Raw genomic sequence first — 14,421 nt, forward strand, 5'->3', positions numbered from 1 at the left:
AGTTGCCTATTTATAATCGACATTAGGATTATATTCGTTAGCAGCATTCCAGAAGAGGTATTCATTGACCCCGTGTTTGGCAAGGGCGTCGATTTGGTCTTGGTAAGCTTGAGCGTCGTATTCTTTATAATTGCCTGAACCTAGGTAGGAAGCGGTAAAGGCTTGCAGCCATGGACGGACAATTGGTTTATCTTGGACAGCTTCCAATTGGTCCAATTCTGCTTGGGTATAGATGTCTACGACCTTATAGGGTTCTAAGTCAGGAGCAGCTAGACCGAAGTCGCCATTGTTCCAGTGGCTGGGATAAATCATAGCCGAGATTGCATCGACTTGTTCGGCAATATCGTGGTAGTTTTGACCGATACCTGGGGCACTCCCAGTGGTTGTTACATAGCCAAAGATATCAGCTGATACATTGACGCCATAAGGTTGGAGGGCGTCATGAGCATAGGCTAGGAAGTCTGTGATGGCCTTTTGCCGGGCTTCAATACTGTCCTTGCCGTATTCCGCATAGTCCCCCATATCGTATTCTAATGAGGTGCCAAATGTTTCAAAGCCTTTAGGGAAGCGAACATAGTCGAATTGGATGTCCTTGAAGCCAGCCTTGGCTGCGGCCTGAGCGACATCCACAATGTAGTCCCAGGTTTCCTTATTGTAAGGGTTCAGGAAGGTTTGCCCGCTGGCGTCCTTCCAAATCTCACCGTTAGATCGTTTGAAACTCCATTCAGGGTGTTCTTCAGCTGCAAAGGTGTCCTTGAAGGTGGTGATCCGAGCAATGGGATAGATTTGCTTCTCTTCAAAAATTTTCATCATTTCTTTGACATCGAAGGTTTGGTCAAGGAATTTACCAATCAAAGGATTATCGGATTCCAGAGGGGTTGTGATTGAGCCCCAGTCTGATTTGACATCAATAACGACGGAATTTAAACCGCTATTGTCGATTAAGTTAATATTGTCTTGGAGGAGCTGGGGCGTCCCCATGCCAGTTGCTGACAGGTAGATCCCTTTCACCCCTTCTTTAGGATAGGCAATGTCAACGCCACTATCCACATAGAAACGGGAGGGGAGGGTAGCTGGACGTCCAATCAGCTTTTGGTCATAAATTTCTAGATCAGTTGTGCTGACATCTGCCTTCTGATAGTCGGTGTTACCAGCAGAGGAGAAGACATTGCGGAAGAAAAAGATCCCTAAGAGGGCGACGACAACCAGTCCTAAAAGACCAGCTGTGATGATCTTCCAGGTGCTGCTTTTGCTTTTTCTGACTTGTTTTTTCTTATTTTGTGGGCCTCTATTTGCCATTGTCGGCCTCCTTTCTTTGTTCGCTTAATTGGTTGAGGGCTTCTAAGGCATCTTCGCTAGCCCTTAGCTTGTCTTGGGCCTGGCTGTGGAATTGATTAATTTCCTTCATTCCGCCCTGGAAGGTCTCAAAATTGGCGTCTTCAGATTTTAGCGACTGGTAATAGTCCGTCTCCTTATCGAGCATCTGCCGGTAGCTGTCGAGATAGGCGGATAGGTTGTCAATGACAGTCTGGGCAGGTTCGGCCACATCGGTATGGGCATAGGCCGCCTCATCAGATGAATTCTTGCCTTCTTCTAAGGCCTGCATGCTTTGGCTAAAATCATCGAAGGCTGCTTTCAATTGCTCATAGTTTTTCTCCCGATAGGCTAGGTTTTGTTGAGTCTCACTTCCACGCTGGCTTAGTGTTTTTAGACTTTCATCAGCTGCAATATCATGGTCGAAGGCTTCCTGCAACTTGTCTTCACCTACTTGGAGATGGTTAAGCGAGCTAGTCATTTCACCTGCTGAATCGTACAGTTTTTCAACGCTTGCTTCTGGGCTGTTGGAGCAAGCACCTAAGAAGAAGAGGCTAGAAGCTGCTAGCACCCATTTCAATCGTTTCTTCAAAATCTTCACCTCATTAAAATTTTATAAAAATGCATATCAGTTATTAAGTATATAAGAAATTCCAGTCATTTAAAAGTGAAAAGTGTATTCTGCTAGCTTTCTCCTGTTCGATACTCAAAAATCCGTCTTAGGACGGTAGAAGGTGATAGAAAAGATCCTTATAATTGAGTCAAAATATGCAAAGGAGTTAAAATTATGGGAAAACAGTCAGCCAATCAAAAACGTTTGTGGCGTCTGGCCTATGCCGCAGCTTTGGCGGGCCTCGGTTATGCCTACCATGCTCTGAGTCAAGGGCGGAGTGTGCGCAGTAAATTGCTGCATGATGGCCATAAGCTTGCCCAGCTTAAAGATTATTGGCAGGATGGCGACCAAATTAAAGAAGAGCTCATCCGAGAGGCTAAGGCCTTAGGGGCTGGCCTGCTAAGTTCAGACCAAGCGGCGCGTTACAATATGGACCTGAAGCAGACGTCGGCTGGGGCTTATTATGAAATGATTAGTCCAGCTAGGCAAAAGGGCCCTGCCCTTATCTATTGGCACGGTGGAAAGCGGGTCCAGGCTGTTTCTGATCGGGAGTGGTATTTCTTAAAGCAGCTGGTTGATCGCTTGCAAGTGCCCTGCTATATTCCAGTCATCCAGCCTCTGACACTAAGCACATTGGACGAAGAGGCAGACCGCTTGGCGGACCTCGTCCAGGAAATCTTAGTGAACGAAGACTTGCCCTCTTTTAACTTTCTTGCCAGCGATTCTGGTGCCCTTTTCTCGCTAGCTCTGGCTCCACGCTTTAGGGGCTCCTTACAAGGTCAGGTCCTCTTGTCTCCTTGGCTAGCGGGTCCCAGTGAGAGCCCAGAAGAAAGTCTAGAGAACCAGGCAATCAAATCCCTCTTCGAAACACAAGCAGCGAGTCTTCTCCTTGACCAGACCGATTTCAGCCAAGTCGCACCAACGCGTTTTATTGTAGGCACAGCGGATAGTGAGCAAGCGAGCAGTCTGAAGACCTACCAGCGTTTGCGGGCTAAAGCTGTGCCAAGTCAGTTCTACCGTTTTGACTTGATGGCGGCCGATTTCTATCTTTATCCCATGCCTGAACAGGAGGAAGTCATGGAATTGCTAGAAGAGAGTTTGTAAGAGTCGTTATATGGCTCAAAATTCGTTATACTAGTAGAGAGATTGATGAAGGAGTGATTGCGGATGTTTTTTCCATTTTTTGACCGAACGATTATTCTTGTCCTGATTGGGATGGGGATTGCAGCTTTAGCCAGCGCTAATGTGAATCGGACTTTTCGTAAGTACAGCAAGTATCAGAATGAACGGGGCTTTACAGGACGTGAAGTTGCAGAGTATATTCTCCAAGAGTCAGGGATCCAGGATGTCCAAGTCGAAGGGGTGGCTGGAGAACTGACAGACCACTATGATCCGAGAGGCAAGGTGCTTCGCTTGTCAGAACCGGTCTATAATCAAAGCTCGGTGACGGCTATCGGGGTTGCCGCCCATGAATGTGGCCATGCTGTCCAGGACGCCAAGGATTATGGCTTCATGCGTTTTAGGGAGCGCTTAGTCCCAGTGGTTAATTTTGGTTCGAGCGCTTCCTTTCCCATTCTGATGTTAGGTGTCCTATTTGGGATGAATGGCTTTTTGATTAAATTAGGGATAGCGCTCTTTGCTTTGACCTTGGTCTTCCACCTGGTGACCCTACCTGTTGAGTTCAATGCCTCTAACCGGGCTTTGACTATCTTAGAGGAGGGGCAGATTCTGTCGTCAGCTGAGTTGCCTTATGTGAAGAAGACCCTTCGTGCCGCAGCTTATACCTATGTAGCTGCGACCCTGGCCAGTGCCCTCTCCCTCTTACGGGTGGTTCTCTTATTCGGGGGCAGCCGCGATGATTAGGAATGTTTAGTCTTAGAAATAAGCCTTAAGGCGGAAGCCATCAGGGGGTGAATTTGCTATAGTAAGTTAAAAAGGAGGTTCTAGAGTGGAAACAGCTGATATTAAAGACCAGGCTAAAGCGATTATGCAGGCGGACTGGCCGCGTTATGTCATGATTACCATCGCCTATATGCTCTTGACAACTTTTTTAAGTTCAGCCCCTGCTATTTTTTGGCCCTTTGGCTTAATTTTTTCATTTTTCTTATACTTGCTGGTTCAAGCATCTTCCATCGTCTACCGGCAGATTTTTTTAAATGATTGGCGAGATGAGGAGATTAAGCTAGGGCAGACCCTATTGAATCCCTTGATTCAGAATTTTTGGCGGTACGGGATGACCAAACTCTTACAGTATATGTATATCTTTTTCTGGTCTTGCTTACTGGTCTTGCCTGGGATTTACAAGGCCCTTTCTTACAGTATGGTGACCTTTGTTTTGACGGACCAGGCTGATCTCGCTTATAATGATGCCATTCGCGAAAGTGAGCGGCTGATGCAAGGGCATAAGTGGGCTTATCTATGCCTGAATTTGCGCTTTTTAGGCTGGGATGTGGCTAACCTTCTCTGTGCGGGTTTGCTGACGGTTTATGTGCTGCCTTATCGCAGCTTGGCCCAGAGCCAATTCTATTTGACTTTAGTTGAAGTTAAGGGGCGGACGGGGCAAGCAGATCGTGCGCAATTTGCTAAGGCAGCTGATCCAGATTCAGGCCCTAGCTTTCGCTCGAGAGCTAACAGGGTGCACGAAGAGGACTGGGACGATTTTTAAAAACTAAAAGAGTACAATGAAAAGCCATCAACACTGGGGAACAGTCCCTTTTGTTGATGGCTTTTTACGAGTTTTAAAATTTCTGAGCTCTAATAGGCTTGGAAGTAGTGGTCCAATTCCCACTGCGAAACTTGCATGGCATATTCGTTACATTCCAAGCGTTTGCTAGAAATAAAATTATCGGTAATGTGCTGGCCAAGTGAAGCCTTAACCACGTCATCGATTTCCAGTTCATCAAGGGCATAGTCGAGGGTCATCGGTAGTTGCTCGATACCTGCTTCAGCTAGTTCGCTCTCGGTCATGCTGTAGATGTTGCGGTCGGTTGGAGCGTCAGGTTGGAGTTCGCGGTCAATTCCGTCCAGTCCTGCCCCAATTAAGCTGGCCATGATTAAGTAAGGGTTGGCTGAGGGGTCAACTGACCGTAATTCAATCCGGGTAGAATTTCCACGAGCGGATGGGATGCGGACTAGGGGGGAGCGATTTTGCTGGGACCAAGCGATGTAGACAGGCGCTTCATAGCCAGGAACCAAGCGTTTATAGGAGTTAACGATAGGGTTGCCTACCGCCGTAATGGCTTTGGCGTGGTCGAGGATACCGGCCATAAATTGGTAGGCCGTCTCTGAAAGACCAAGTTCATCGTTGGCATCATAGAAGGCATTGCCCTGGTCGTTAAAAAGAGACATGTTGCAGTGCATACCTGACCCCGCGATGTTAGCAACTGGTTTAGGCATAAAAGTTGCATGCATATTGTGTTTGCGAGCGATACTCTTAACGATTAGTTTGAACATTTGGATCCGGTCACAGGCTGTTACCACGCTGTCGTACATAAAGTCGATTTCATGTTGACCGATCGCTCCTTCATGGTGGGAGGCTTCTACTTCAAAGCCCATTTCTTCAAGGGTTAGAACAATATCGCGCCGGCAATTCTCGCCAAGGTCGACGGGAGCTAGGTCGAAGTAGCCGCCATGGTCGTTGACCTGGGTAATCGGTAGGCCGTTTTCGTCGCGCTTAAAGAGGAAAAACTCAGCTTCTGGGCCCAGGTTGAAGTCGGTAAAGCCCTTAGCGTTCATCTTAGCTACCATGCGTTTTAAGTTGCCGCGTGGATCACCGGGGAAGGGGCTGCCATCGGGGAGGAAGATGTCACAGATTAAGATGCCGATGTGCTTACCCGATTCGGTGGTCCAAGGAAAGATCATCCAGGTATCCAGGTCAGGAATCAGGTACATGTCGGACTCCTCGATACGGACAAAACCCTCAATGGAAGACCCATCGAACATCATCTTGTTACTCAAGACCTTCTCTAACTGGCTGATTGGGACTTCAACGTTTTTTAAGACGCCGTTGACATCGGAGAAGGCGAGGCGGAGGAAGTGCACATCTTTTGCTTCGGCTTCTTCACGAATTTGGTCAGCTGTAATCTTTGCCATAAAAATACTCCTATCTCTTGTTTGTTCCTTTTTACCACTAACAATAAACTCATTATGAAAGATAAGAGAAAAGAATGCAATGGATAATTTACATATTTTGTTAGGAAATATTACATGCGAGGAGTACTAAAATAACTTTTAATTTATAAATCTTTTTTGGCAAACTTAAATGCATTAAATGTAATATAAAGTAACAAATAATTAGAGTTGTAAGAAAGCGCTTTTATGGTAAAATGAGTGTAAGTTGATTATAAGAAAGGGGTTCGTTTTTATGGATTTAAATACTTATATTGCTGATGTGGCTTCATCCAAGTCTGCGCCTGGAGGAGGCTCTGTCATTCCCTTGACGGGGGCTTTAGGAACCGCTTTGGGGTGTATGGTCCTCGAAATTACAAAAGAAAAGGTAAAAGATGCGGATCTTGACCGGATAGATCAAATCTTAAGTCAAGGCCATGCCTACATTGACCAGTTGAAGGACTTGAGCCAAAAAGACGCTGAAGTTTCTGGTAAGATGTTTGCCCAATATGCCTTGCCCCGGGAGACAGAAGAGGAGAAAGCAAGGCGGACAGCTGCCATCCAAGAGGCGCTGCTGGGAGCAACTGAAGTTCCTTTGCAAGTGATGGAAACTAGCCTCAAAGCCATGCGCTTGCTTGAGGAAATTGCGGAAATTGGTCGGAAATCAGTCCTAGCTGACGTCGAGGTTGGGGTCCAGCACCTCTATACAGCCTTGCAGTGTGCCAAATACAATGTTCTTGAGAATGTCAAGCTGATTAAGGATGAAGAAAAAGCCCAGGCCTACCAGGACCGGGCAGATCAAGCGCTCCGAGGGTCGGAAGAGGTTAAAACTGCTGTATTAGCTGCTGTCGATAACCGTCGTAGCTAGAATTGAGATGAGTCGCCTAACCTGTTAGCAAATCAAAAGAAAAGCTCCGAATGAGTCATCAGACTCATTCGGAGCTTTCTTAATGCTACTTGTTAATAGCTTCTAAAATAATGGTCGAGTTCCCACTGGGAGATCTGTAAGGCGTACTCATTACATTCCAAACGCTTGCTAGAGATGAAGTTTTCTGTAATATGGTGACCAAGCGCTTCTTGGATTTTACTATCTTGTTCAAATTCATCTAGAGCATGGTCGAGTGAATTTGGTAATTGTTCAATACCCGCTTGGCGCAGTTCATTTTCTGTCATGCTGTAGATGTTGCGGTCGGTCGCCTTAGCTGGTTGGAGTTCTTTTTCAATGCCTTCCAGGCCAGCGCCAATCAAGGCCGCCATAATAAGATAAGGATTAGCAGAGGGGTCTACTGACCGCAGCTCAATCCGGGTCGAGTTCCCACGGGCAGAGGGGATCCGAATGAGAGGTGAGCGGTTTTGGGCTGACCAAGCGATATAGACAGGCGCTTCATAGCCGGGTACGAGACGCTTGTAAGAGTTAACCAGGGGATTACCGATGGCGGTAAGGGCCTTGGCGTGTTTGAGAATGCCGGCCATGAATTGATAGGCAGTCGTTGAAAGACCAGTCGGACTATCAGCTTCATAGAAGGCATTGCCTTCTGCGGTGAAGAGGGACATGTTGCAGTGCATGCCAGAGCCTGCGATATTGGCAACGGGTTTAGGCATGAAGGTGGCGTGGAGATTGTGCTTGCGGGCGATACTCTTAACGATCAGTTTGAACATTTGGATGCGGTCACAGGCGGTTACCACGTCATCATATTTGAAGTCGATCTCATGTTGGCCGATCGCACATTCATGGTGGGAGGCTTCCACTTCAAAGCCTAACTTTTCAAGGGTTAAGACGATGTCGCGTCGGCAGTTTTCTCCCAGGTCGACGGGGGCTAAGTCGAAGTAGCCCCCATGGTCGTTAACTTGAGTTGTTGGCTGGCCGTTCTCGTCGCGCTTGAAAAGGAAGAATTCAGCTTCGGGTCCAAGGTTGAAGGCGGTAAAGCCTTTAGCATTCATCTTGGCTACCATGCGTTTCAAGTTACCGCGGGGATCTCCAGGGAAGGGGTCGCCATTAGGTAAGAAAATATCACAAATTAAGATGGCAATGCGCTTGCCTTCGTCCGCAGTCCAAGGAAAAATCATCCAGGTATCGAGATCAGGGACCAGGTACATATCGGACTCTTCAATGCGGACAAAACCTTCAATAGAAGAGCCATCGAACATCATTTTATTGTCGAGCACCTTATCGAGCTGACTGATAGGGACCTCAACGTTTTTTAGGATGCCGTTGACATCAGAGAAGGCTAGGCGTAAGAAGTGGACATCTTTATCGACAACCTCTTGGCGAATGAATTCAGCGGTTATTTGATTAGCCATGTGTGGTTCCTCTTTCTAATTCCGAGTCATTTGATGTTTTCATTATGACTTAAGGCAAAGATAAAAACAAAAAAATCTTCACGCAAGGTGTCATATTATATAACTTACATAATAGCGCTTACATTGCCTTTTGATTAAGCTTCCATTCAAAAAGAGCAAAAATAAGCAAAGAAAAATCGTCATTTTAATCCAAAATGACGATAATATTTGAAACCTATGTCAATAAATCTAACTCATATGCCGTTTGGAAAAGGATCGAAGACCGGTTAGAAGTTTTTCTAATTTAGTCTGGCTGGCAGCGAAGGAGATGCGGATAAAACCCTCTCCGGCTGATCCAAAACTTGAACCAGGAATGACGGCCAAGCCCTCTTCGGCAATGAGCTGGGTGACGAATTCCCAGGATGTGAAAGGAAATTCAGAGACGTCAGCAAAGGCATAGAAGGCGCCCTGGGTGTCGGCGCAATGGATGCCCTTGATTTGGTTGAGCTGGGGGATCAGATACTGGCGTCTCTGATCATAGGCCTGGCGCATGTCTTCAGTGACGGCTTGGCCTTCCTCGAGGGCGGCCTGACAAGCGTCTTGGATAAATTGAGGAACAGCAAAGCCGATGCCTTCCTTGAATTCAGCCATTACCTGGGCCATTGCGGGATCGGGGCAGAGGGCAAAACCGCAGCGGTAGCCCGTCATGGAGAAAGACTTGGAGAAACTATCGACGACGATGGTTTGGTCTGCGTTGGGCAAGTCAGGGTTGGCGAAACTGCTATGGGCGGCTTGAGGATAGGTAAGGGTGTGGTAAACTTCATCAGCTAGGATGAAGAGGTCGTGGTCGAGGGCGACTTGACTGATGGCTTGAACCTTGTCTGCATCGATGACTGTGCCCAAGGGATTATTCGGGGTGTTTACAATAATAAGTTTTGTCCGCTCGGTGATCGCCGCTTCCAAGGCTTCGATTTGAGGCTGGAAGTGGTAACGGGCTTCTAAGGGAACGAGGACCGTCTTAGCCCGCATAGCTTCCACTTGGCCCAGGTAATTGGGGTAGTGGGGAGTGAAGATAATGACTTCATCTCCGGGATTGAGAGTCGCCATGATGGTCAGTAGGCAGGCCTCTGTTGCACCAAAGGAGACCACAACTTGCTCGGCCTGGTAGTGGCTGTGGTAGTGATGGTTATAATAGCTAGCGATAGCTTCCTGGAGGCCGGGCTCGCCGATATTGGGGCCGTAGTAGGTCCGGTTGGCGTCAATTTGTTTCTTAGCGGTTTCTTTAACCAAGTGGGGGGAAGGGAAGTCTGGCTCGCCCATGGTGAAATAGTCAACATCTGGGAATTGTTGAGCATAGCGAGCTAGCTTCCGAATCGTTGATGCGGGGTAATTTTGTGCAAGATATGATAGGTCCATGGAATCCTCCTTTTTCTTCAAGCTTACTACAGGGTCCGGCTTTTGACAAAGGCTTTTAAAGCAGGAGCTAAAATATTTTTATTTGGTTTGACTTTTCCGACTTGGTCGCTTATACTAGGCCCACATAGATAAAATATCGAATTGCAGTAGCCTTGACAGACGCGATAGTAGAGAGCTAGTGGTTGGTGAAAATTAGCCCGTTGTCAAGTGTGAATTACGGTTCCTCAGTCTAAGATATTAGGTTCATGCCCTTTAACGCATGTCGAGTGGCTAGTGTTCTAGCAAACTGGGTGGTAACACGGCAAGGTCGTCCCTAGGCTTCACAAGGAGTGAGGCTTAGGGGCTTTTTTGTTACTTTAGGGTCTTAGGCGGGGCTAATCGATGAATATTGCCTGCATATGAATCAACTTAAGGAGGTTTATCATGAATATTATTGATGAATTGGAATGGCGGGGAGCTATTAACCAGCAGACGGATGAAGAGGGCTTAAGAGATTATGTTGAAAACCATAAGATCAGTCTCTATTGTGGGGTCGATCCAACGGGGGACTCCTTGCATATTGGCCACTTAATTCCTTTTATTATGCTGAAACGTTTCCAACTGGCTGGGCATCGACCAGTGATCTTGATTGGTGGGGCGACCGGGACAATTGGGGATCCTTCAGGTAAGTCTGAAGAACGTCAGCTCCAATCTCTTGACAAAGTAAATGAAAATGCGCGTAAGTTGAGCGAACAGATGAAGAAGCTCTTCCTCAAGGACCCAGATGCTGATTTCCGCATGGTCAATAACTATGACTGGACCAAGGACATTAGCTTACTTGACTTCTTGCGGACGGCCGGCAAGCGCTTCAATGTCAATACCATGTTGGCTAAGGATATCGTTGCTTCTCGCCTAGAAGTTGGGATTTCCTTTACTGAATTTGCCTACCAAATTCTTCAATCCATGGACTTCCTCCATCTCTACCAAGAAGAGGACGTTCGCCTGCAAATTGGTGGGGCCGACCAATGGGGGAATATTACCTCAGGCTTGGACTACATCCGCAAGGTGGAAGGACCGGAAGCCCAAGCCTTTGGACTAACCATTCCTTTAATGCTGAAAGCTGACGGCACCAAATTCGGTAAGACTGCTGGTGGGGCTGTTTGGTTAGATCCTGAGAAAACCTCGCCATATGAATTCTACCAATTCTGGGTCAACCAACAAGATGCCGACGTCATTAAATACCTCAAATACTTCACTTTCTTGACTCAAGAAGAGATCGCAGACTATGCTGAAAAAGTTGCTAATGAACCTGAAAAGCGTGAAGCTCAGAAGGCCTTAGCAGAGGAAATGACCCGCTTCGTCCATGGCGAAGAAGGCTTGCAAGATGCTTTAGCCATTACGGACGCCTTATTCAAAGGCGATATCAAACAGCTGACTGCCCAACAAATCGAGCAGGGCTTTGGCAAGATGCCAGGTAAAACCATGCCTAAGGAAGCTGCTAACCTAGCCGTTTGGTTGGTGGATGCGGAGGTTGAGAAGTCTCGCCGCCAATCCCGCGAAGATATCCAAAATGGCGCAATTTATATTAACGGTGAACGGGTTCAAGATTTGGATTATGAAATTTCTGAAGCCGATGCCATTGAAGGTCGTTATATTGTCGTGCGCCGGGGCAAGAAGAAATATTTCTTGATTACATTGGCCGACTAGTCATTCAAATATCTAGGAGAAAAGTTCCCAGTCATGACACCACGCTTATGACTGGGGACTTTTAATTATAGGCAAAATATTCTTTACAAGACTTTTACAGGAATTTAATATGCTTGTGTTAAACTGAATATGGTTCAGGGTGGAATACTTAAGAAGTGAGGATTTCATCCATGAAGAAAATAATTAGTGTTGTTTTTGTTGCGTTAACGATCTTTTTCTACCAAAGCCAGACCGTTCATGCGGGGCAGCTTCCGGCAAAGGCAGTGGGCCAGGATTTTGAACCCTGTCCTCGACCTTGTTGCCAACTAGGGGATCCGATCAATTGGGAGAATGATCTGAGCCGAGACTTACCGACTTCCGAGCTCGGCGCGGAAATTATTGCTTCAGCTGAGGCCTATTTAGGCGTGCCCTATGTTTGGGGAGGGGCGACACCGGCAGGCTTTGATTGTTCTGGCTTGGTCCACCAGGTTTACTTGGAGAACGGTCTCCAGATTGGCCGGACGACTTATGCCCAGGAATTAATTGGCCCGCACGAAGCAGTTGAAGCGGCAAGACCTGGTGGCCTTTATTTTTGGGAGGGAGCCGGTGGGGCTTACCATGTAGCGATTGCTTTGGGGGATGGGACTTATATCCATGCCCCTCAGCCCGGTCAGACGGTGACTTACGGCCATGTGGACCACTTCCGTCCTTCCTTTGTGATTAACCTATAGCTATTGGTATGATTTAGAGGTTAGGGATTTTCCCTAGCCTTTTTCTGCATCCGCCTTTCAAATTATCGTTTACTTTGGATTCGGGTTCACTCAGGCCCGGTTTTTATGTTTCTTCGGTGTTTGTCCAGGTCGAACAGGGGCGATCATTTATCCAGTCACTTACTTTAAAGTCAGGGCTTATCTATGCTATACTATTAAGGAAAATCAATTAAATTAGGAGGCACTCATTCGTGGCTGAAGAAAAGAAAACATTTTATTTAACAACTCCCATCTACTATCCAAGTGGGAAATTACATATCGGCAATTCCTATTCAACCATCGTGGCGGATACACTGGCCCGTTATAAGCGTTTGATGGGATTTGACGTTTTCTTCCTGACAGGGTCTGATGAGCACGGCTTAAAGATCCAACAAAAGGCGGAAGAAGAAGGGATTAGTCCCCAAGCCTATGTGGACCGGATGGCCCAAGGTATGCAAGATTTATGGAAGCGTCTGGATATTTCTAATGATAAGTTTATCCGTACAACAGATGACTACCATGAAAAAGCCATCCAAAAAATCTTCGAGCGCTTACTTGAACAAGGCGATATCTACCTAGGTGAATATGAAGGTTGGTATTCGGTTTCTGACGAAGAGTACTTTACCGAAACGCAATTGGCTGAAGTTTATCGCGATGATGAAGGCAAGGTAATCGGCGGTAAGGCTCCTTCAGGCCATGAAGTCGAATTGGTTAAGGAAGAATCTTACTTCTTCAAGATGAGCAAGTATGCGGACCGTCTACTCCAATACTATGAAGACCACCCAGACTTCATCCAACCGGAGTCACGGAAGAATGAAATGATTAATAACTTCATCAAACCAGGTCTAGAAGACTTGGCGGTGACACGGACCTCCTTTGACTGGGGGATTGAAGTCCCTTCCAATCCTAAGCACGTGGTCTATGTTTGGATCGATGCGCTAGCCAACTACATTACAGCTCTGGGTTATGGGACAGATGATGATGGCAACTTCCAGAAGTATTGGCCTGCTGACATCCATATCGTAGGTAAGGAAATTGTTCGTTTCCACACGATTTATTGGCCAATTATGTTGATGGCTTTGGACCTGCCACTGCCTAAGAAGGTCTTCGGCCACGGCTGGCTCTTGATGCAAGACGGGAAGATGTCTAAGTCCAAGGGTAATGTGGTTTATCCCGATATGTTAGTAGACCGCTATGGCCTCGATGCCCTGCGCTATTACCTCATGCGCGAAGTTCATTTTGGCTCAGATGGGGTCTTCACACCAGAAAACTTCATCAATCGGATTAATTATGACTTAGCCAATGACTTAGGTAATCTTTTGAACCGGACAATTTCTATGGTTAATAAATACTTGGATGGCCAAGTCGGTTCTTATCCAGGCCACGTGACGGTTTACGATGAAGCCCTTGAAGAAACCATCAAGAAGGGGATCGCCAGCTACCACGACAATATGGACCATTTGAAATTTAGCGTTGCTTTAGATAATGTCTGGGAAATCATCTCCCGTACCAATAAGTACATTGATGAAACCATGCCATGGCTCCTCGCTAAAGAAGAAGCTAAGGCAGATGAGCTCCAATCGGTGATGTACCACTTGGTGGATACCCTGCGGATGATCGCGATCCTGATTCAACCAGTGATGACACGGACGCCTGCTAAGATCTTTGACCAATTAGGTATCTCTGAGGAAAACCACCAGTATGATGCGCTAGAAATTGGTGGCTATCCTGAAACCGCCCGCGTTGTGGCTAAGGGTGAACCTATCTTCCCACGCTTGGATAAAGATGAAGAAGTGGCTTATATCCAGTCGCAAATGTCGACGACCGGTTCAGATGAAGAAGAGGATTGGGATCCTGAAGAAGTGACCTTGACGTCAGCCAAGGATAAGGCCATTAAATTTGACCAGTTTGACCGGGTGGAATTAAAGGTAGCTGAAGTCATTGCTTGCGACTTTGTTGAAGGGGCCGATAAGTTACTCAAGTTCCGTCTGGATGCTGGCGATGAAGGCCACCGGCAAATCCTATCGGGTATCCGGGAATTCTATCCTGATCCCCAAGCCTTAGTCGGTAAAAAAGTCATCATTGTGGCTAACTTGAAGGCTCGTAAGATGCGCGGTGAGATTTCGCAAGGTATGATTCTTTCGGCCGAACACGATGGCGACTTGTCCCTTGTTTTTGTGTCTGATCATATCCCAAATGGCAGTTTAATTGGCTAGTTCCCAGGCTGCGTAATGATTGAGAAAAAATAAAGGTTGGGCTTTGGTCTCCAACCTTTAT

General features: G+C 46.8%; 12 protein-coding genes. 7 read left to right on the forward strand and 5 right to left on the reverse strand.

Going from position 1 to position 14,421, the window contains the following annotated elements:
- Positions 1-6: 6 nt before the first annotated feature.
- Complete coding sequence (locus tag HMPREF3090_RS05290; protein ID WP_083272389.1) at positions 7-1,299, reverse strand: putative glycoside hydrolase; 1,293 nt, start codon at positions 1,297-1,299, stop codon at positions 7-9.
- Positions 1,289-1,906 carry a YkyA family protein gene (locus HMPREF3090_RS05295; protein WP_067972836.1) on the reverse strand — a complete coding sequence of 206 codons (618 nt, stop codon included), beginning with the start codon at positions 1,904-1,906 and terminating at the stop codon, positions 1,289-1,291. The genes HMPREF3090_RS05290 and HMPREF3090_RS05295 overlap by 11 nt, the downstream gene beginning before the upstream one ends.
- Positions 1,907-2,101: 195 nt before the next feature.
- Between HMPREF3090_RS05295 and HMPREF3090_RS05300 the strand changes: the two genes are divergently transcribed.
- The 3 genes from HMPREF3090_RS05300 (at position 2,102) to HMPREF3090_RS05310 (ending at position 4,592) form a co-directional block, all read left to right on the forward strand.
- The gene (locus HMPREF3090_RS05300) at positions 2,102-3,031 is read left to right on the forward strand and encodes an alpha/beta hydrolase family protein (RefSeq protein ID WP_067972833.1); all 930 of its coding nucleotides are present in this window, start codon (positions 2,102-2,104) and stop codon (positions 3,029-3,031) included.
- Positions 3,032-3,094: 63 nt separating this feature from the next.
- A complete protein-coding gene (locus HMPREF3090_RS05305) occupies positions 3,095-3,790 on the forward strand; it encodes a zinc metallopeptidase (protein ID WP_067972831.1) in 696 nt (231 codons plus the stop codon).
- Between the two features lie 85 nt (positions 3,791-3,875).
- On the forward strand, positions 3,876-4,592 hold the full coding sequence (locus tag HMPREF3090_RS05310; RefSeq protein ID WP_067972828.1) for a DUF975 family protein: 717 nt from the start codon (positions 3,876-3,878) through the stop codon (positions 4,590-4,592).
- Positions 4,593-4,681: 89 nt separating this feature from the next.
- Here HMPREF3090_RS05310 and HMPREF3090_RS05315 read toward each other — a convergent pair whose 3' ends face one another.
- Complete coding sequence (locus HMPREF3090_RS05315) at positions 4,682-6,025, reverse strand: glutamine synthetase family protein (RefSeq protein WP_305781704.1); 1,344 nt, start codon at positions 6,023-6,025, stop codon at positions 4,682-4,684.
- Positions 6,026-6,290: 265 nt separating this feature from the next.
- On the opposite strand from HMPREF3090_RS05315, the gene HMPREF3090_RS05320 reads away from it, so the two are divergent.
- A complete protein-coding gene (locus HMPREF3090_RS05320) occupies positions 6,291-6,902 on the forward strand; it encodes a cyclodeaminase/cyclohydrolase family protein (protein ID WP_067972822.1) in 612 nt (203 codons plus the stop codon).
- A gap of 92 nt (positions 6,903-6,994) precedes the next feature.
- Here HMPREF3090_RS05320 and glnA read toward each other — a convergent pair whose 3' ends face one another.
- Both glnA and HMPREF3090_RS05330 read right to left on the reverse strand, forming a co-directional pair.
- A complete protein-coding gene (gene glnA, locus HMPREF3090_RS05325; RefSeq protein WP_067972819.1) occupies positions 6,995-8,335 on the reverse strand; it encodes a type I glutamate--ammonia ligase in 1,341 nt (446 codons plus the stop codon).
- Between the two features lie 228 nt (positions 8,336-8,563).
- Positions 8,564-9,730: a pyridoxal phosphate-dependent aminotransferase gene (locus tag HMPREF3090_RS05330; protein ID WP_070486099.1), complete on the reverse strand. Its 1,167-nt coding sequence runs from the start codon at positions 9,728-9,730 to the stop codon at positions 8,564-8,566.
- Between the two features lie 423 nt (positions 9,731-10,153).
- On the opposite strand from HMPREF3090_RS05330, the gene tyrS reads away from it, so the two are divergent.
- From tyrS to metG, 3 genes are all read left to right on the forward strand, one after another.
- Positions 10,154-11,416: a tyrosine--tRNA ligase gene (tyrS, locus tag HMPREF3090_RS05335; protein ID WP_067972812.1), complete on the forward strand. Its 1,263-nt coding sequence runs from the start codon at positions 10,154-10,156 to the stop codon at positions 11,414-11,416.
- A gap of 170 nt (positions 11,417-11,586) precedes the next feature.
- On the forward strand, positions 11,587-12,126 hold the full coding sequence (locus HMPREF3090_RS05340) for a C40 family peptidase (protein WP_067972810.1): 540 nt from the start codon (positions 11,587-11,589) through the stop codon (positions 12,124-12,126).
- A 230-nt stretch (positions 12,127-12,356) separates the two neighbouring features.
- The gene (metG, locus tag HMPREF3090_RS05345; protein WP_067972805.1) at positions 12,357-14,360 is read left to right on the forward strand and encodes a methionine--tRNA ligase; all 2,004 of its coding nucleotides are present in this window, start codon (positions 12,357-12,359) and stop codon (positions 14,358-14,360) included.
- Positions 14,361-14,421 lie beyond the last annotated feature (61 nt).

The organism is Aerococcus sp. HMSC23C02 (genome assembly GCF_001806805.1).
GTDB classification, from domain to species: Bacteria; Bacillota; Bacilli; order Lactobacillales; family Aerococcaceae; genus Aerococcus; species Aerococcus sanguinicola.